The following is a 20,121-nucleotide window of genomic DNA, read 5'->3' as shown; positions in this document are numbered from 1 at the left end:
AACTTTTTACCTTTCATATATTTTGTATGTTCACATTTCCTACATTTGTAATGATCACTCCACTTTAGTGTCGATAAATATTCAAGACAATCTTCTTCTTTTTGAAATGTTGAATAAAATGTTCTATCGTCAAAACCTTCAAAATTGATCATAATACATCTGGTTGTTTGGTTACTTTTACACTAATGTAAATCAGTTAACCGTAACAGAAGTACGTTTTACTATTTAGGGCGATCTAAGTTTAGATACCTATAATTAAATAATAAAAAGCCTCTCTAATTCATTAAAAAATTAGAGAGGCTTTTCTATTAGAGATGTTTCAAACATGCTCTTATAATGCAAGTTCAATGGAAGGATCCCAAAAAATCTGATCCATATTTTGAATTTGGTTATCGATCACTACAATTCCTTCTTCTTCCAGTCGTACCTGCATTGGGTTCTTTACATCAAAGTGATGTTTGCCGGTAAGCAACCCTTGTTTATTCACTACTCTATGGGCAGGGACTGAATCATCACCATGCGAAGCGTTCATGGCCCAACCCACCATTCTAGCACTTCCTTTTCTTCCTAAGTAAGCTCCGATAGCACCATAAGAAGTGACTCGTCCAGAAGGAATGAGTTTGACAACTTCCCAAACGTCTTTAAAAAATGAAGATTTATCGTTATTCTCTTTGTGGGGCATTGCTGTCAATGATTTGTTTATAGGTTTCTGTATAGATTTTCTGTCCATACATTTTTATCCAAGATAAGACCTCTTCTCCATTTTCAGAGTTAATACCCTGATACTCTATATTGAGTTCAGATGTTTTACTCTTCAAGATTTCTTCGATCAATAAGAGGTTCTTTTTCGTGTTTTGTGAAAGGGATTTCAACTCTGCAACACTTGCTTCTGCTGCTAGCTTTGCAGTCTGTTCTAATTCTTTTTCTTCCTTTAAAAGGTCATTGGTTAAGATTTTCGTAGCTAAAGCCTCAATAGAATCAACTTCTGAATCAAAAGATCTGGTTTTGATTTCATCGAAAGAAATTTTTTGTTCCGTTAATTTCTTCTTTAGATTTTCGCTGTATCGTTTTGAAAGTTCAACGCATTGTTCTTTTTCAAAAATATTCATTGCATTCCATGATTTCCCCATGTAACACTCCCACATCACAGTGTCTCTTGGGTTCAACATAAATTGTTCAATGACGTGATCTTTATTTTTTAAACCTTGAGCAGTGCTGATGAAGGGCAGAATTAAGAAAATTAGATTAAATGTGATTTTTAGTTTCATATGTAAAAAATATTGTATCATTCCGACCAAGTACATAAATGAATTTAATTTGAGCGCAGGATAAAGGCCTATTTTGTCAAGTACACTTAGTAATCTGATAATTGAACTATTTAAAGTTTTAATAAAGACATTTATTCCAACAATATAAATGATAAACTATTTTCATTATGGACTTATTCCAATAATATTAAAAAAGTAATCGTTTAAGTTTACAATCAAAAATTTGACCATTATATTCATCTTTTTATCATACACATTCTTAATTTTAATATGCCAAAGGCTAATACAGTGGGAATCTGTGAAATGTGTGAGAAAAAGGGGGAATTGACCTTCCATCATCTTATTCCCAAAAGCACACACAAAAACAAATGGTTCAAGAAAAATTTCACAAAAGACGAAATGATCTACAGTGGCATTAATATTTGTAGAAAATGCCATAACTTTATACATCGATCGTATTCAGAAAAAGAATTGGGAAGGAACTTTAATACCAAGGATAAAATTCTATCTGACGAGAAGATTCGTAAATTTGTCGAATGGGCAAGAAAACATTGATTATGAAATACCTCATACTATTTACTTTTTTTATTTACTCTTATCATTCTTTCAGTCAAGAAAAATTACCCACAAAACCCAAAACAGTTTTGGAAGTGGGCGTAGCATTAGGTTCGTATAAAGGAGATCTTTCTCCCAACTTTTCAAAAGTAAACGGAGGATTTAATGCGGGGGTGATTTTTAGAGCACAGAAGCGATTGAATTTAAAATTAGATGTAAGTTATCTGTATCTTCAAGGACAGCAATTGAGAGATCCTAATACTTTGCCTCCTTTAGAACCGCCTTTTCCTAATTACTTTTTTCAGTCGCACACCCTGAATACAAGTTTCTCCGTGATGTTCAATATCATCAACAAAAAGCGTTTCAAATTATATGTAACTCAAGGTTTAGGGGTATTTTATTTTAATCCTTTGGATGAGAATGGAGATGAATTGATTGAAAATATAAGGGATGAAAAGGAAGGTATTTTCGAGACAAGAAATAAAAATGAAACGTACACCAACTTTGCCATGTCATTACCAACTAGGATAGGGATGACTTACTACTTTAAGAATAACTTCGGTTTCGGTTTGAGTACCACATTTGTGAATCCGCTGACGGATTATCTTGATAATGTTTCAGAATTGGGTACAGTTAAGGGAAATGATCAAGCAATGTCAGTTAATTTCTCCTGCTTTATACCATTGTCTTATGGTAAATTGGCAAGTCCAAGAAAAGAGAATTAATGCACCCATTAATTCTCCTTTCATTACTATTTATCAAGATTTGTCAATTGATCCTTCTCAATTTTTCTGTAAAAACAAGATTTACGTGTAATTCCTTCACTATTTTTTGTGTGACAAGCGCCATTGCCTACCATTTTTACTTTATAAAGAAGAACATCCTGATCGCAATCAGTCAAAATTTCAACAATTTCTAAGTAATCGCCAGAAGTCAGCCCTTTTGTCCAAAGTTCATCTCTTGAAGTGCTCCAAAAAGTAGCTTTACCTAATTCTAATGTTTTTTGAAGTGCCAGTTCATTAGTCCATCCTTGCATCAAGATTTCCATATTTTCCACTTCCTGAACAATCACAGGGACAAAACCGCCTCTTTTTTCAAACTGAATATCAATGACGTTGCCTTCTTCTAAAACTTTTTTATTCATTTGGTTTATTTTGTAATGTAAAAAATTGCTTGGGTTGTTTCTGCCTGAAAAAAATAAGTCCCATATCATATAAATCAACCGAAATGCCAACGCTTGGATGTTTGCAGATCTCGCTCCACGCTTTTTTCATGCCCTTTGACCAGTAAATATCATCGAAGATGAAAAGAGTGTTTTCATGAATATAAGGAAGGCACTGTTCAAAATATTTCATCGTAGGCTTGTACTTATGATTCGCATCAAAATACACTACGTCTACAGTGCCAAATTTTTTCAAAGCAGTAGGAAGTTGATGGTCAATATTACCTTGAATCAATTCAATATTTACGTTTTTGATTTTCTTGAAATTCTCTTTCGCAATATTGGCAATCGTTTCACTTCCTTCAATTGTAATAGTCTGAATATCTTTGCTGTACGTGGATAAATACAAAGTGGAAATTCCAAAAGAAGTTCCCAGCTCTAAAACTTTTTTGTATTTGTATTTTCCAATCAATTCAAACAACAAGGCACCCTCTCTAGGAGAACATAATGAAGAAGAGGCTATTTTGGAAATTTTGCGGTTCTTCTGCTTATTGACTTTAGAGCCCGCTCCCAAATCTTCCACCTCAATACTTTTCTTGTTCTCTAGTAATTCTTTTCTGATATCTTCAATTTTATCAAAAATGTAATACCTTTTTTCGGGTGCAATCACCTGAGTATAAAGTTCATATACAAAAGGGGAGTGCAAACCGTGAGCGTTGCCTGCTATAAATTTATATTTTATAAAGTCTAAAACTTGCATATACCTGTCAGTTAAGTCCTCACCCAAAATCACTTCTAAATATTGAATAAAAACTCATGTCATATAATGAATGATAATATTTAAAAGTTTTTCGAGGAAGTAATCGCAAAATAATCATAATAAATAGTATTAGATAATTTTGATAGAGGACTTATAGTTAAATATTCCACAGTTTACATTATCTTTGCGCGGAATTCATGCTATTTGGCATGCAAATTTAGACAAAGAATTAATCTTCTGAAATAAGATATAGATCCATGGGATTAAAATGTGGTATTGTTGGTTTACCAAACGTAGGAAAATCAACGTTATTTAATGCTTTAACAAGCGCTGAAAATGCTGAGTCAGCAAACTTTCCATTCTGTACAATTGACCCTAACGTAGGTGTTGTAGTGGTTCCAGACCCAAGAATCAAGGTTCTTGAAGAGTTGGTGAATCCTCAAAAAACATTACCTACTGTAATTGAGTTCGTTGATATTGCAGGTTTGGTAAAGGGAGCAAGTAAGGGTGAAGGTTTAGGAAATAAGTTCTTGGCCAATATCCGTGAAGTAGATGCTATTATCCACGTAGTAAGATGCTTTGATGATCCAAATATTGTTCACGTTGCTGGTAAAGTAGACCCAGAAGAGGATAAGGCTGTAATTGATATGGAGCTTCAGTTGAAAGACTTGGAGTCTGTAGAAAAGAAATTACAGAAAAATACTAAAATGGCGAAGACGGGTAATGCTGAGGCGAAAAAAATCGTTGCGGCATTAGAGAAGTTCCAAGCTCATTTAGAAAGTGGTGAGAATGCTCGTTCTATCGATGCGACAGAAGAAGAGTGGGAAGTAGTATCAGATTTAATGCTATTGACTGCTAAGCCTGTGATTTACCTAGCAAACGTTGATGAAGAAGGAATTCACGAAGACAATGAGTTAGTGAATAACATGAGAGCAATTGCTGAGAAAGAAAATGCTCAATTGATCAAAGTTTGTGCGGCTATCGAAGAGCAAATTGCTGGTTTGGATGATGAAGACGAAAAAGCAATGTTCTTAGAGGAGTATGGTTTAACTGAATCTGGTTTAGATCGTTTAATCAGAGCTTCTTATGCATTGTTAGACTTGATCACTTACTTCACTGCAGGTGAGAAAGAAGTGAGAGCATGGACTATCCGTAAAGGATGGAAAGCCCCTCAAGCAGCAGGTGTAATTCACACTGACTTTGAGAAAGGTTTTATCCGTGCAGAGGTAATTCACTATGCTGATTATGTTGAGCATAAATCAGAATTAGCTTGTAAAGAAGCAGGTAAATTACAAGTGGAAGGTAAAGAATATATTGTTGAAGATGGAGATGTAATGCACTTCAGATTCAATGTATAATAAATAAAAAATGACTTGACCCACTATCGGAATGCCGTTCTGATAGTGGGTTTTGTTTTGTCTAAAGTGAAAAAGTTTTTATATCTCTTTTGTGTTGTCCTCGCACTACTAGTTTGTGTGTTTTTTAATCTGACATTTAGGAAAAGACCAGGTTACAGTGTTCATGGAATAGATGTTTCCCACTATCAGAAAAGTGTCGACTTTAAAGAAGTTGTCAAGGATGGTTTTTCTTTTGTCTTTATTAAAGCAACAGAAGGGAAACACTTGAAGGATCATCATTTTGATGAAAATTGGAAGTCAGCACATGAAGAGGAGATCATAAAGTCAGCTTATCATTTTTTTAGACCAAAAATTGACCCTTATGCACAAGCCAATTGGTTTGCACAGCATGTGAAGCTGGATAAAGGAGATTTACCACCTGTTTTGGATATTGAAACATTTGATGGTGTCTCCATTCAGACCATAAGGGAAAATGCAAGTATTTGGTTAAACCTGATTGAGAAGAAATACGGTATCCGTCCTATCATATATACCAACTATTCCTTTTATCATGATGTTTTTTACAATCGGAAAGCATTTGATAAGTACCCCATTTGGATTGCAGCATACGGGAAAGTTTTCAAGCCCAACTTGCAAGACGAAAGGAAAGAATGGAGTATGTGGCAATATACTGATAAAGGAAATTCAAGAGGAATTGATGGAGACGTGGATCTCAATGTATTCTATGGTACGATAGAAGATTTGCAACGAATGTGCATTCCGGGAAAGTACAATGTCAATGATTTGAAAATTCATATCCCGAAGTCATTGCCAAAAGTTGGATCTAGATAAGTAAAAAAAATATAATTTATTCGATTTACATCTATTTACTTTGTAATTTTGGCACCTAAGCGAAAAAGATAGAATTTATTTATATGGATAGTGTTCAAACGAAAAAGAGTAAACCAACAGTACTCTATGTAGATGATGAACAACAAAATTTAGTTTCTTTTAGAGCTGGATTCAGAAAGGTATACAATGTGTTGATAGCCAACAGTGGGGATGAAGCCTTAGAAATCCTACAAGAAGAACATCAGAAAATAAGTGTAGTCATTTCAGATCAGCGTATGCCTAAAATGACAGGTGTGGAGCTTTTTGAGAAAGTCAGAGAGTTGTACCCTGATATCATGCGTATTGTCTTGACCGGCTATAGCGATGTTCAAGATATAATCAATGCCATCAGTAAAGGTGAGGTGTATCGATACATCACAAAACCTTGGAACAGAGATGAATTGATGGTGACGATTGATAATGCCATTGAAGCCTACAATCTTAAAGTTGAAAATAGAAGGTTATTCTTCTCACTTCAGGAAGCCAATGAGAAATTGGAAGAAAAAGTGAAAAGCAGAACCAAAGCTTTACAAGTTCAGAACGAGGAATTGATTGAGTTGGATGGTGAGAAAAACCACTTGATCGGTATCGTAGCACATGACCTGAAAAGTCCATTAAGTCAGATTGATGGATTGATTGAGTTGATGAAGTTCGATATGGAAACTTTCAGTTCTGAGCAGAAGGAGTATATTTCTATGATTCAGGATTCGATCAAAAAGCAAGAAGAACTGATCACTCAGATACTAGATCTTAATGCTTTAGAATCACAGACCTCAAATTTGGCGATTCAGCCAATGGATATTTCCAGACTTGTGAAAGAGGGTGTGGAGCGTTTTGAGTTAACAGCTCAAAAGAAAAACATCACCATCAATGTTGAGGCAGGGGAATCACTGTATGCAAACGTAGATGAAACTTATTTTGGACAAGTATTGCAGAATTTAGTTTCTAATGCAGTGAAATTTAGTCCAAAAGGAAAAGAGATAAATGTTTTCATTCAAGAAGTAGAAGATAATTTGGAAATCCACATTAAGGATGAAGGACCAGGTTTGAATGAAAATGACAAGAAAAAATTATTCGGCAGATTCCAGAAGTTATCTGCTAGGCCGACAGGAGGTGAGCACAGTACTGGTTTAGGTCTTTCTATTGTAAAGAAAATGGTAGAAGACATGAATGGAACAGTTACATGCGAATCCACTTATGGAGAAGGAGCTGATTTTATAGTCACTTTCAAAAAAGTAGATGAAAATTAAAACTTTCATCCTCCATATCGGTTAATCAATATGCACGAGAATCTTTACTGAATAACTATATTTAGTAAAGATTCATTTTTTATAAGTATCAAAACGATATACACCTGATACTTTGATATCAACCCATCATCATTTTTTTAATATTGATGATATACATAACTACAAATGAAAAAAGGGGTATTACTAGTCAATTTGGGAACACCTGACAGCAATAACACAGGTGATGTAAGAAAATACTTAAGAGAGTTTCTAATGGATGAAAGGGTAATTGATATTCCCTTCTACAAAAGATGGCCATTAGTGAACCTAATTATCGCTCCTTTTAGAGCTCCAAAATCAGCTAAAGAATACAAAAAAGTATGGACTGAAAATGGTTCACCATTACTTTTTTATGGTATTGAATGTAAAAAACTACTACAGGAGAAATTAGGAGAAGGCTATCACGTTGCATTAGGAATGAGATACCAGAATCCTTCTATTGAAAGTGCACTTAATGAACTGAAAAAACAAGATATTTCTGAAATCGTTGTAGTGCCATTATTCCCTCAGTATGCTTCTGCTACTACAGGTTCTGTAGCCCAAAAAGTAATGGAGCTGACACGCAATTGGCAAGTGATTCCTGACGTGAGTTATGTACAGCATTATCACCGTCATCCGTTGTATATCAAGACTTTTGCAGATATTGGAAATAAATACCTACGTTCACATGATTACGATCACGTAATATTTAGTTTTCACGGACTTCCAGAGCGTCAAATTATCAAAGCAGATATCAATACTTGTTGTAAACTAAGAGGTGAGGGAGGAACGTGTAACCGTAAAGGCTATCGTAAAAATACCTTCTGCTACCGTTCAGCTTGTTTTGAAACAGCAGATTTGATAGCGAAGGAATTAGGTCTTCCAGATGATAAATACAGTGTTTGTTTCCAATCCAGATTAGGAAAAGATCCATGGATCCAGCCCTACACTGAAGACACAATTATTGATTTAACCAAAAAAGGAAAGAAAAGTGTTCTTGCTTTCTCGCCAGCATTCGTAGCGGACTGTTTAGAAACAACAGTTGAGGTTGGGGAAGAATATAAAGAAATTTTTGAGGAAAATGGTGGAGAACATTGGCAATTAGTAGAAAGCCTGAATGATCACCCAATGTGGATAAAGTGTCTTGAAGATTTAGTTAAAGGAAATGAAGCACATGTTCCTGAGTTGTTCGATTAGGGAATATTAACCTTTCCAATCCACTTTTACAGAAATATCTTTGTGCTGTGATTTAAGGGCTAAAATGTGTTTTTTGACATTTTCTAATTGCTCTTCTGAGGAAAGGTTTTCTTCTACTTCGTTGATTTCTTGAATTTTATCAATAAAAGATAAGTCTTTTAATAATTCTTTAATAATTAAAGCATTTTTATCATCTTTTACTGATACTATTAACTGTGTCATAATAATTAGGGATTTGTGAATTTTTTTTGTTAATCTTGAATTTATACGTTGTTTTTTTGAACGCTGTTTAATGAAGACAATTATATTTAGTGAATAGACAGTTAAAATTCTCTAAGAAGACCTAATAAATGCCTGATAAGCAGAAAATAAGGTTGTTAAAATTGATATTAACAATCTATAAAGTCGTCATCGAACAAAGAAATGTGTGGATCAGCAACCTACAGGATTGGCTAGAAGAACACCTCTCTGTGGTTGAATTGATGTTAGGTATATCCGCATTATCTACACTGATTTATACTCAAGGGTTTAGCTTGAGTAATACCGAATTGGTTGAGGTGGTGAAATACGATAGATGGATAGCGACTACTTATGCCATCGTAATTATCATTAAACTCTTCTTTTTAAAGGACAAAAAAGTATTCGTAAAAGAGAACATTGTAAACCTTCTCTTTATCGTTTCTATTCTTGCCCTGATTATTGTAAGAGCTTTTTTCATGGAAGGCTACCAAGAAGATGGCGAACATTGGGGGTGGGCAACCTACATTGTGGTGGTGCAAGTCATCATGATCGTAGCAAGCTTGGATTCATTGGCCAATAACCGCTCCACATGGCTTTTCTTTACCGCCAACAGTACTTCCATGATTGTTGGTTCCCTTTTGTTTATTATTGCAATGGGAACAGGTTTATTGATGTTGCCTGAAGCAACTATACAACCCATTAATTGGGTAGACGCATTGTTTACCTCCACTTCTGCAGTATGTGTAACAGGGTTGGCCCCCTTTAATATCAGTGAAGTTTTTACATTCAAAGGTCAGGTCATTTTAATGTTTCTCTTCCAGATTGGTGGTCTAGGAATCGTGACTTTGACGACTTTTATCGCACTGACGATTCAGAAAGGAGTGAAAATTAGAGAGGAATTTATTATTCAAGATATGGTAGAATCAGATAGCATAAGCTCTTCTGCTGTCATTTTGAAGAAAATCTTCTACATCACATTTACTATAGAATTTTTTGGTGCAGTAGCACTTTATTTAGCTTGGGGGGATTTAGGACTTTCCACTTCTGATAGAATATTTGTATCAATATTTCATTCCATATCGGCATTCTGTAACGCAGGGTTCTCCAATTTTCCAAATGGCTTGCAAGGTGAGGCTTTTTCTACAGACTGGTTTTCAGGTACCATAATTATGTTGCTGATTGTTGTAGGTGGAATTGGTTTCAAAACATATAGTCAAGTCTTCAAAAGGAAAGAAAAATATAAAAAGAATCTTTGTCTTCAATCCCGAATCTCTATTAATGTTACCCTCTTTTTGATTCTTTTTGGAGCTGTGGGTTTATATATCACTGATTTTAAATTGTGGAATAGTCAAGATGCTTCAGACTCTATCTTTCAAGTACTCTTTACAAGTATCACTTGTCGTACAGCAGGTTTTTCAGTAGTAGAGATTGCAGATCTCTCTGTCGGAAGTATAATGATGATGATAATGCTGATGTATATTGGCGGAGCCCCTAACTCTACAGCGGGTGGAATAAAAGTAACAACAGCATATATACTATTAAAATATTTAAGAGCTCAGATCACAGGACATAATCATGTGCATATTGGCTGGAATACAATAGAAGAATCATCGATAAGAAGAGCAGTAATTGTTTTTATGATGTCAATATTACTTTCCTTTTTTGGTTTGTTTTTTTTAGTGATCATAGAGCCATCCTTAGAGACCGAGGATCTTTTCTTTGAATTTTTCTCAGCTATGGGAACCGCCGGTCTTTCCAGAGGAATTACCGCAGATCTTTCAGTAGCCGGGAAACTGTTGATTGCTGTTATTATGTTTTCGGGGAAAATAGGTTTATTTACATTAGTCTCATTATTAGGAGAAAATCACGATAACTTTAAATATCGTTATCCTGAAACATCAATTTTAGTTGGTTAAAAATGAAAAAGATTGAAAAACGATTTGTGTTAATTGGTATGGGAGCCTTCGGTATTGAAGTTGCCCGCACATTAAGAAATAGTGAGGAAGATGTGCTCATCATTCTGCATAATGATTTTGAATCAGTAAGAGAATCAAAAGATAGTTTTATTACGCTGAAGAGGTTGAGAGAAATGGGCTTTGAATACCTTTACGAAACGGATACTACTAACCCATTGGCTCTGAAGAAGCACATTAAACCAACTGATACTGTAATTCTCTCTCACGGTAAAAACTTTGAAACTAAACTACTAGCTATTGAAGCCTTAAAAGAGATAGGTGTTCATGAAATCTTTGCTAGAGCAACGCGTGATATGCACGCCAAGGTGTTGGGTAAAATGGGAATTTCGAGTGTGATATTTCCTGAGAAGCAAGAAGGGAAAAGGTTTGCATTAGAGCTCATGAACAAGCAGGTGAAAGCAATGGATGAAGTAGCTCCAGGAGTCTTCATAGTGGAATTAGATGTTCCTAAAGTTTTCCTTGGAAAAAGTATACGCTCATTAAAGTTTAGGGATAATTACCATGTTTCGGTCATTTGTCTTAAAGAAAATTCTCAATCCGTTCATCAAAAGGAAGAAGAGTTGAAGGAAAAAGTCTATATCCAAGATTTTAGAGATATTAGTTTGCATGAGAATCACACTTTAGTTTTAGCAGGTGCTAAAGAAAGACTAAAACAGGTGACAGATTTAGTGGGTCAATAGGAGGGATTTAATAACTGCTTATACGTAAATTAATGATTCAGTTACAGTTTTCAATGCTTCATAAAATGTTGAAAACTGTAAATCTCTATCATAATTATTAACAGCTGCTTTTCTTGATCTTACAGAAAGTTGTTGATGTTCTTTATCAGATAAGCGTTGTAATGCTTTAATATTTTTGATGAATTGTTCTAGGTTGTCAGGTCTTGATGTGAAGCCACATTGATGTTTCGTGACTAATAATTCACCTTCTCCTTGTCCATGGAAAAGTACAGGCATTCCCAAACTCAAGCTCTCATATAACTTAGCAGGCAAAGTGCCTTTCACATATTTCTTTTGAGAAATTAAGGCTACGTCATATTTTTTTACAACTTCTGGAATCTCTTTATAAAATACTTTAGGATGAAGAATTACATTTTTAAGCGATTTGCTAATAATGTAATTTCTGATTTTACGTTCTTCAATACCATCGCCATAAATATGCAATTCGCAATCAAGAGCATCAAAAGGAACCGTCTTTATAAGATCAAAAATGCCATGAGCAACACCTAAAACTCCTGTGTATACGATTTTAAGCTTCCCATTTCTGTTGGCATTTTTTCTTGGATAGAAAACATTAATATCAGCTCCAATCCTATATAGAAAAACATCTTTGTATCCTAAATTTTGAATATAGTTCTTTGTTTCATCAGATTGTGTAATGATGAAATCAGCTTTATTGTAATAGAACTTTTCCAGTCTGTGAAGTATTTTATAAGCAAAAGAACCTGTTTTAATGCTTCCTAAATCTACCATAGCTTGAGGCCATAGATCAGAAACATTTAAGACAAGCTTTATATTTTGTAACCTTTTGAGTAAAATACCTAATAGCGGTAAAGTGATAGGAGGTGTTTGTACGATTACGACATCGATCTTTCTTTTTCTAAGTAGTGAAATTGAAGTCAACATACTTAAAAGCATTGTTACCATGCTCAGAAGTCGAAAGAACGCACTGTTTTTTTGTGAAGGGATAAGCCAATGTCTGTAAACATCAACATTATTGATATTGACATGCCTTCTTAATTTGAAGAAATCTCTATAACTGAGCTTTCCAGTGGGGTAATATGGATGTGAAGTGAGAACTGTTACATTATGTCCAATAGAACGAAAACTTTCAGCCATATGAGCATACTGATGAGGTGCTGCTCCAAAATCTGGCGGATAGCAATGCGTGATAATACAAATATTCAAATCTGTATTATTACTAATATATTCGTTGATATTTTTAAATTTATTGGACTTTAATATCATTCTCTTCTCGAAATAACCAGAATTAACGGTCTACTTCTCCCATTACTACATCAATTGAGCCAATTATCGCAATCAAATCTGATAATAAAACTCCTCTTGAAATCTCAGGCAATACTGATAAATTACAGAAAGAACAAGCTCTTACTTTTAAACGTTCAGGAATATCAGATTTACCATTAGTTCTAAAGAAAAATCCAAGTTCTCCTTTCGGATTTTCTGCTCTGCTGTAAAAATCCATTGCTTTCGGTCTGATTTTCTTAGGAACCAAAGCTTGAGGATCAAAAGTTCTATCTCTTTTATGGTCAGTGGTCAATTGTTTCACACACTGTTTCATGATTTTCAACGACTCCCAACATTCAAGAACTCTCACATATGTTCTGTCCCAGCAGTCACCAACGGTACCCATTTTTCCTTCACCTATTGGAATATCAAAATCCAATTCAGGATAAACAGAATAACCATCGACTCTTCTTAAATCATGTGCTAGACCAGAACCTCTTAAAACAGGTCCGGAAGTACCATAATTAATTGCAATATCCAAAGGAAGAACACCTACGTTAGCCGTTCTTTCAATAAATATTTTATTATCAATAACAAGCTCCTTTAGCTCTTGAAGTTTCGGTTCAAAGTAATTGATAAACTCTGTACATCTTTCTTCAAAACCGACAGGTAGATCATAGTAAAGACCACCAATCCAAACGTAATTGTAAAGCATTCGGGCACCTGAAATCCATTCTAATAGACGGAGAATGTGTTCTCTATCTCTCATCATCCATAAGAAAGGAGTAGTGGCGCCAATGTCCAATCCGTAAGTACCGATTGCAATAAAATGAGATGCCAAACGGTTCAGTTCAGCAACTAGTACTCTAATATACTCAACTCGTTTCGGAATTTTCTCATCAATTCCCATCATTTTTTCAACTCCCATAGCAAAAGCATGCTCAGAGTTGATTGCCGCCATATAGTCCATACGGTCTACGTAAGGGATGATTTGTTGGAAATTTAGGTTTTCGGCGTGTTTTTCAAAACAGCGGTGTAAGTAGCCTAAGTGAGGAACTGTATCTACAACATATTCTCCATCTGTTAAAACTTCAAGACGTAATACTCCGTGAGTAGAAGGGTGATGGGGGCCAAGGTTGATCACCATTTCCTCCATTTTTAATTTGGATGCATCAAAATAATTCTTTGAAGAATTGATTAAATGATCTTCTTGAAACTGATATTGAATTTGTCTTTTTTCCATATTTTGTTTGTCCTCAGATTTTCAAAATTGATAGATAAACATCAAAAATTCAAGAAAAATGAGAAGACCTTCCTTAATTCCATTAATAAAACCGTAAAAATAGGATCAAAATGAATGAATCATTATTATAAACAGCAAAAATGTTTAATTTTGTCCAAGAAAAATACATATCTTTTTTTAAGATAAATTTTTTGGCCAATGGTCCATCCTTATCATTTTTTGGATGGTCAGTAGTATATATTGATGCACTTTTAACCGCTTTTTAAGATGGGTACACCACAAGAAGAAACTCAAGCAAACGAAATTCAGGAAACGAATGCAGTAGAGAACGCTGTTTCACAATTAGACGATGTCGCTGATATGGGCGATGACGTTGCTGATATGGGTGATGATGAGTCTTCACAAACAGTAGAAGAAGAATTACAAGAAGATGTAGATTTCTCTAGCCACTCGAAAGAGGAGCTTCTAAAGGAAATCCAAAAGCTAGTAGGTAATTCTGATGTTGTTAAAGCTGAGAAAATCGCGAAGCAAATCAAGGAAGTTTTCGAACCGCTAAGAAAGGAAGAAGAAGCTAAAGCTCGTGAGGAATTTAAAGCTAGCAATGGTGATGTAGAAGGTTTTGAATATGCAGACGCTGATGCAAAAGCATTTTATGAAGCTTTCGGAACAATTAGAACAAGCCGTCGTCAACATTTTGAGCAAATGCAAAAAATGCGTGATGATAACTTGAAGAAAAAGCGTAGTATCATTGCTCAAGTGAAAGAGTTGATCGAAACAACTGATGACAAAGGAGTAATGAACAAAGTGAAGGAATTGCAAGCACAATGGAAAACGATTGGTGCGGTTCCTCAACAAAATGCTGAAGAAATCTATAAGACTTATGGAGCTCTTTTAGACAGATTCTATGATCAAATGAGCATTGAATTTGAATTGAAAGAGTTGGATAGACAGAAGAACTTGAAAGCGAAAAAAGGTTTAATTGAAAGAGCACAAAAGCTTCTTGATGTTGAAAATATCAATGACGCGGTTGTTTCTTTAAACCAATATCACGAAGAGTTCAGAAACATTGGTCCAGTTCCAAAAGAGGAAAAAGATACAATCTGGAATGCTTTCAAAGAGATTTCAGATAAAATCTACGACAAAAAGAGAAAGCACGCTGAAGAATTCAAGAAAGTGTTGGAAGAGAACATGACATTGAAGCAGGCGTTGTGCTTGAAAGTAGAGCCTTTCTCAACTTTCGATACTGATCGTATCAAAGAATGGAACGAAGAAACAAAGAAATTATTAGAAGTTCAGAAAGAATGGGAAGCTATTGGTCCAGTTCCAAGAGAAGTGGCAAATGGTATCAACAAACAATTCTGGGCTAACTTTAAGCAATTCTTTGCTAATAAAAACAAGTTCTTCGAAGTGTTAGAAGCTCAAAGAGCTGTGAACTTAGAGAAGAAAAAAGCTTTAGTTGAAAAGGCTGAAGAATTAAAAGAATCATCGGATTGGAATGCAACTGCTGATGCATTGATCGCTTTACAAAAAGAGTGGAAAGGTATCGGTCCAGTTCCAGAGAAATTCAGAGATTCTGTTTATGCTGAATTCAAAGCAGCTTGTGATGCATTCTTCGAAAGAAAACGTAACAAGCGTCAAGAAGAGTCTAAAGAGTTTATCGAAAACTTAAAGAAGAAAGAAGAAGTATGTTTAGAGATTTCTAAACTTGTAGCTGACAAAGCGGCTTTTGACCAAAAGTTATTAGACGAAAAAGCAGAAGCATTCTTTGCAATTGGTTTTGTGCCTCGTAAAGAAAAAGATGCTATTGTAGACAAATTTGTAGCAGTAGTAGAGGAGTATGTAGGTAACTCAGAAGACTTAGACGAAAAAGGTAAATTGCAAGCATTAGCTTCAGTTTTCAATCACCTTCCGGGTGGTGGTAACCGTTTAAGAAACCAAGAGCAAAACATCAGAACTCGTATTAAAAACTTAGAGGATGATATTGCTTTATGGCAAAACAACTTAGCATTCTTTGCTAATTCAAAAACAGCGAACAAGTTGTTAGAGGAATACAATGTGAAGATTGATGAGGCTAAAGTTGAGGTTGCTAAATTGAAAGATCAATTGAAAGTAATCAGAAGCATGGAATCTTAATCTTTAAGAAAAAGTCATAAAAAAAGGCATTCACAATTCGTTTTGTGAATGCCTTTTCTTTTAAGCAACTGTACAAATAAAACTAACTTCTCACGATTTTAAATTTTTAACTGCTTCTGAAATATTACTAATTCATACAGAGATCTTCGTACTTAGATTCGATTTTAATTCCTAACGCTTTTGCCTTTTGGAAGCCATTACAAGCTTTGTATTTATCACCTTTCTTGAAAAGCAATGTGGCTTGCGTATAAAATAAACCACCCTTTATATTTGAATAATCATCTTTAAAACCTTTCAATTGACTGAAATCATCAGACTTGGCAAGAGCAATATCAATTTGAAGTAAAGCACTGCTCACTTCATCAATTGAGGCATAAGCCATAGCTTGTTTATTCAATACCTCAATAAACTCTTTATGGTTTCCATTCGCTTCATCAAAGCTTTTAATATAAAGGTCATATTGTTTGATGGCTTCTACATAATTTTTTTCCTGATTTTGGATATCAGCAATGATTAAATAAGCTTCAGGATTAGCATTTGTGTTTTTGCTGTCAACTGATACCGATCTAGTCATATATTGACTTGCATAATTCATAGCTTCAGGCTGACTTGCAGTAGCATTCACCTCACTGTTTTTTTTCTGATAAGCATATAGCTGTGCCATTCGTAAATAGGCCTCTTGATTTCCTAGAGCGATTGCTTTTTGGTAATGAATTTCAGCCTTGGTTAAGTCTTGTGCAGTCTGACATTTCCCATCTTTATAAATATCACCTAAGTATAACTCAGCTTCAGCAGAATTTTGTCCTGCCGCTTTGCTAAGCCAATTAACAGCTGAAAGCGTTCCTTTCTTGAAATAATATTTTCCAAGCATCAATTGAGCTTCCAAATTACCTTGGTTGGCAAGGTATGTAGCATATTCAAGGTCACTTTTATCTAAATATTTAGAGATGTCATATTGCTTTAAGGCTACTTTTGCAGAATAAACACCATGGTTTGCCGCTTTCATGTACCACTTAATGGCTGAAGCTTCACTTTGGGCTACACCTTCGCCCATAGCATACATATTGCCTAATAAATATTCAGCAGAGTCAGATCCAACGTATGCCGCTTGACGTCTCCATTTAAATGCAGAAGTAGTGCTTTTTTGCATAGGAGGGGTGCCATTAAAATACAAGTCGGCAAGTGAAAGCATTGCAGGCTGATAATCTTGAAGTGCAGCTCTTTGACAGTATTCAATTTTCTTCAATTGATCTGCTTCAGTTGGATTTTTCTTGTTCGCATAAAGCAGATAAAGTTCATACTGTGCTTCTGCATCATTTTTAGCTATAGCTTTGTATTGGATGTAATCAAGGTCATTAGGCTCGACAAATGTCTTAATGTCCATTTTTGAGAGCATTTGTATTGCGTCTTGATTATTGTTATTGGCTGATTTTAGTAATAATGCTACTGCTTTTTTAGAATCTTTTCTTCCGATTAAGCCATTCTTGTAAAAAAGAGCCAATTCATATTGTGCTTCAGCGTGATTTTTCTCGGCTGCCTTTGACAGTAAATTAAAACTCTTATTCAGATCTTTCTTTACTTCAGTGCCATTTTTATAGGCTAAACCTAATGCATATTCTGATTGAGCATTGCCATTGTTGCCTAAATATTTTTGATAGAAAATATCAGTATCCTTGTTGTTGTAAGAAGTTAAGTCTAGTTCTTTTAGAATGGAATCTGCATCCTTGAAATTTTGATCCCAAGCTCTTAGTAAATGGTAAATTGCCAAATTTTGATCTTTTCCTACGATTTGACCTTTTTGATAGTATTTACCTAAAATATAATGAGCTTCAGCATTTTTGCCTTTTGCAGCAATATTATAGAGTTTGATTACCTCAGTTGTTTCCCCTTTAGTTTCTTTAATTTTAGCTAAATGTAGTGCACCCTCAGGATGTCCTTGAAGTACTGCCTTTTCATAATACTGCGATGCTTTTTTGAGATTTTTCTTTTCAATTTGTCCTTCTTCATAAGTTAGACCTAATTGATACCAAGCTTCAGGGTCATTATTAAATTTAGCTTGTTTCTTCAAAGCTTCCACGTCCTGAGCAAAAGAACTATAGAAAGCGAAAGAAAAGAAAATTACAAAAGTATACAGATATAATCTATTCGTATATATCATTATAGTTATGAATATGATATTTCAGTGGATTTTGGATTGTAGTTAGTAAGATTTTATTTATTAAAATGACATACTATTCAATGGCCCAAAATACACAAGCAAAATTCTTAAGATTGATAAAATAAATCTTATACTACTATAACACAGATTAATTGTGTTTTCTTATATGTAAGGGGCATATTTTTTCATTTTTTTTGAGATTTTTATTCATGTCCTGTTCATGTATTCTTATCATCAAATACATAACAATGCATTAAAACCTTGATTTGCAGTATAAATCATCCTATTGTAGTATTTTTGGTGATTTTTGTAATTCTCTAATAATAAGGGAGCTAGTGAATTGGAGGTATTATTGCTATACTTTAATTCAAAATAATCACTATTGAAGGAGTTTATTTATTGTAATTGATCCTTTAAAATTTTATTTTTGCAGACTAATTAGAAATAGTATTAATACAAGGAATTCATATAATATATGTTTGATAATCTTAGTAACAGGATTGATCGTGCCATTAAAAACCTTAAAGGTGAAGGTTCGATCAGTGAAATTAACGTTGCTTCAACTGTAAAGGAGATTCGTCGTGCTTTACTTGAAGCCGATGTTAACTTTAAAGTAGCTAAAGAAATTACGAATGAGATTCGTGAGCAAGCTTTAGGACAGAACATTCTTATTGACGTAAAGCCAGGTCAATTATTCACTAAAATTGTTAGTGATAAATTAACAGAGTTGATGGGTGGCGAGATGGTCGCTTTTACACCTCAGGGTAACCCGGCAACTGTTTTGATCTCTGGTCTACAGGGTTCTGGTAAAACTACTTTTACAGGTAAGCTTGGATTAAGATTAAAAAAACAAGGTCAACAAGTATTATTAGTTGCAGCTGACGTGTACAGACCTGCCGCTATTGATCAGTTGGAAACTTTGGGTGAGCAAATTGGTGTTGACGTTTACACAGAACGTGAAAACAAGAACCCAGTAGAGATTGCTCAAAACGCTGTAAAATTTGCGAAAGAAAATGGTAAAAGCATTGTTGTAGTCGATACAGCAGGTCGTTTAGCTGTTGATGAGCAAATGATGGCGGAGATCGAAGCAGTGAAAAAAGCCTTGAACCCATCGGAAACACTTTTCGTAGTGGATTCAATGACTGGTCAAGATGCTGTAAATACTGCGAAGACCTTCAACGATCGTCTTGATTTTGATGGTGTAGTTCTTACAAAGTTAGATGGTGATACAAGAGGTGGTGCTGCCCTTTCGATTAGAAGAGTAGTTGACAAGCCTATCAAATTCATCTCAACAGGTGAGAAACTTGAAAATACTTTAGATGAGTTCTATCCAGATCGTATGGCACAGCGTATCCTTGGTATGGGTGACGTTGTTTCATTAGTAGAAAGAGCTCAGCAAGCTTTCGATGAAGAAGAAGCGAGAAGATTAAATAAGAAATTAAGAAAGAACCAATTCGATTTTAATGACTTATTATCTCAAATCCAACACATCAAAAAGATGGGTGATTTGAAAGATTTGATCGGTATGGTTCCAGGTTTGAACAAAATGGTGAAAGATCAAGAAATTGATTCTGACGCGTTTAAGCCAGTAGAAGCAATCATCCAGTCGATGACTCCTTACGAAAGAATGAACCCAGATAGCTTAAACCAATCTCGTAAGAAGCGTTTAGCAAATGGTTCAGGTACTTCAGTGCAACAAGTAAATAACTTGATCAAGCAATTTGAAGAAATGCGTAAGATGATGAAGAAAGTAAACAAAATGTCTGGAATTCCAGGTATGAGTAATAAAATGAAAGGGAAGAAGAAAGGATCTTTACGTAGCCGTTTAGGCGGTAAGAAAAGATAATTCTTTTTGTCAATCACAAGAAAACCACTTTAATAATAATTAGAGTGGTTTTTTGTTTGCCCTGCATGCAAACTATCCCGACAGCTTGAAAGAAAGCTGTTTCGCCCCTCGGAGGGAAGA

The 20,121-nt window shown here is 34.8% G+C and carries 17 protein-coding genes; 9 read left to right on the top strand and 8 right to left on the bottom strand.

Annotated features, from left to right (window positions below; translation table 11 throughout):
- Positions 1-331: 331 nt before the first annotated feature.
- Both HHU12_RS29210 and HHU12_RS29205 read right to left on the bottom strand, forming a co-directional pair.
- Positions 332-682, bottom strand: coding sequence for an MGMT family protein (locus HHU12_RS29210; RefSeq protein WP_169660272.1), 351 nt, complete (start codon positions 680-682; stop codon positions 332-334).
- The gene (locus HHU12_RS29205; RefSeq protein WP_169660271.1) at positions 663-1,268 is read right to left on the bottom strand and encodes a hypothetical protein; all 606 of its coding nucleotides are present in this window, start codon (positions 1,266-1,268) and stop codon (positions 663-665) included. Before HHU12_RS29205 ends, HHU12_RS29210 begins: the two co-directional genes overlap by 20 nt.
- 557 nt (positions 1,269-1,825) lie before the next feature.
- On the opposite strand from HHU12_RS29205, the gene HHU12_RS29200 reads away from it, so the two are divergent.
- A complete protein-coding gene (locus tag HHU12_RS29200; protein WP_169660270.1) occupies positions 1,826-2,548 on the top strand; it encodes a hypothetical protein in 723 nt (240 codons plus the stop codon).
- A gap of 26 nt (positions 2,549-2,574) precedes the next feature.
- On the opposite strand, the gene HHU12_RS29195 is transcribed toward HHU12_RS29200, so the two are convergent.
- Positions 2,575-2,967, bottom strand: a complete 393-nt coding sequence (locus tag HHU12_RS29195) for a phosphoribosyl-AMP cyclohydrolase (protein ID WP_169660269.1) — start codon at positions 2,965-2,967, stop codon at positions 2,575-2,577.
- Positions 2,960-3,745, bottom strand: a complete 786-nt coding sequence (locus HHU12_RS29190) for an O-methyltransferase (RefSeq protein WP_169660268.1) — start codon at positions 3,743-3,745, stop codon at positions 2,960-2,962. Before HHU12_RS29190 ends, HHU12_RS29195 begins: the two co-directional genes overlap by 8 nt.
- Positions 3,746-4,002: 257 nt before the next feature.
- Here HHU12_RS29190 and ychF point away from each other — a divergent pair, with 257 nt between their 5' ends.
- The 4 genes from ychF to hemH all read left to right on the top strand — a co-directional run bounded on the left by ychF (position 4,003) and on the right by hemH (position 8,438).
- Positions 4,003-5,103: a redox-regulated ATPase YchF gene (ychF, locus tag HHU12_RS29185; RefSeq protein ID WP_169660267.1), complete on the top strand. Its 1,101-nt coding sequence runs from the start codon at positions 4,003-4,005 to the stop codon at positions 5,101-5,103.
- Positions 5,104-5,220: 117 nt separating this feature from the next.
- Complete coding sequence (locus HHU12_RS29180; protein WP_169660266.1) at positions 5,221-5,934, top strand: glycoside hydrolase family 25 protein; 714 nt, start codon at positions 5,221-5,223, stop codon at positions 5,932-5,934.
- 83 nt (positions 5,935-6,017) lie between these two features.
- Positions 6,018-7,223: a hybrid sensor histidine kinase/response regulator gene (locus HHU12_RS29175; protein WP_169660265.1), complete on the top strand. Its 1,206-nt coding sequence runs from the start codon at positions 6,018-6,020 to the stop codon at positions 7,221-7,223.
- 165 nt (positions 7,224-7,388) lie between these two features.
- Complete coding sequence (hemH, locus tag HHU12_RS29170) at positions 7,389-8,438, top strand: ferrochelatase (protein WP_169660264.1); 1,050 nt, start codon at positions 7,389-7,391, stop codon at positions 8,436-8,438.
- 6 nt (positions 8,439-8,444) lie between these two features.
- On the opposite strand, the gene HHU12_RS29165 is transcribed toward hemH, so the two are convergent.
- Positions 8,445-8,660, bottom strand: coding sequence for a hypothetical protein (locus HHU12_RS29165; RefSeq protein ID WP_169660263.1), 216 nt, complete (start codon positions 8,658-8,660; stop codon positions 8,445-8,447).
- A 161-nt stretch (positions 8,661-8,821) separates the two neighbouring features.
- On the opposite strand from HHU12_RS29165, the gene HHU12_RS29160 reads away from it, so the two are divergent.
- The gene (locus HHU12_RS29160) at positions 8,822-10,594 is read left to right on the top strand and encodes a TrkH family potassium uptake protein (protein WP_169660262.1); all 1,773 of its coding nucleotides are present in this window, start codon (positions 8,822-8,824) and stop codon (positions 10,592-10,594) included.
- A gap of 2 nt (positions 10,595-10,596) precedes the next feature.
- Positions 10,597-11,334 (top strand): potassium channel family protein, encoded by a 738-nt coding sequence (locus HHU12_RS29155; RefSeq protein WP_169660261.1) that lies wholly within the window; start codon positions 10,597-10,599, stop codon positions 11,332-11,334.
- Positions 11,335-11,352: 18 nt separating this feature from the next.
- Here the strand turns inward: HHU12_RS29155 and HHU12_RS29150 are convergent, their stop codons facing one another.
- Positions 11,353-12,621, bottom strand: a complete 1,269-nt coding sequence (locus tag HHU12_RS29150) for a glycosyltransferase family 4 protein (protein WP_169660260.1) — start codon at positions 12,619-12,621, stop codon at positions 11,353-11,355.
- A 22-nt stretch (positions 12,622-12,643) separates the two neighbouring features.
- Positions 12,644-13,864 (bottom strand): NADH-quinone oxidoreductase subunit D, encoded by a 1,221-nt coding sequence (locus tag HHU12_RS29145; protein ID WP_169660259.1) that lies wholly within the window; start codon positions 13,862-13,864, stop codon positions 12,644-12,646.
- A gap of 267 nt (positions 13,865-14,131) precedes the next feature.
- Here HHU12_RS29145 and HHU12_RS29140 point away from each other — a divergent pair, with 267 nt between their 5' ends.
- The gene (locus tag HHU12_RS29140) at positions 14,132-15,997 is read left to right on the top strand and encodes a DUF349 domain-containing protein (RefSeq protein WP_169660258.1); all 1,866 of its coding nucleotides are present in this window, start codon (positions 14,132-14,134) and stop codon (positions 15,995-15,997) included.
- Positions 15,998-16,124: 127 nt separating this feature from the next.
- On the opposite strand, the gene HHU12_RS29135 is transcribed toward HHU12_RS29140, so the two are convergent.
- Positions 16,125-18,155, bottom strand: a complete 2,031-nt coding sequence (locus HHU12_RS29135; protein ID WP_169660257.1) for an SEL1-like repeat protein — start codon at positions 18,153-18,155, stop codon at positions 16,125-16,127.
- Between the two features lie 475 nt (positions 18,156-18,630).
- Here HHU12_RS29135 and ffh point away from each other — a divergent pair, with 475 nt between their 5' ends.
- Positions 18,631-20,001, top strand: a complete 1,371-nt coding sequence (gene ffh, locus HHU12_RS29130; RefSeq protein WP_169660256.1) for a signal recognition particle protein — start codon at positions 18,631-18,633, stop codon at positions 19,999-20,001.
- Positions 20,002-20,121: the final 120 nt, after the last annotated feature.

Origin of the sequence: Flammeovirga aprica JL-4, assembly GCF_012844305.1 — a bacterium.
In the GTDB taxonomy this organism is placed as follows: Bacteria; Bacteroidota; Bacteroidia; order Cytophagales; family Flammeovirgaceae; genus Flammeovirga; species Flammeovirga aprica.
This window is presented reverse-complemented; position numbering and strand designations above follow the sequence as displayed.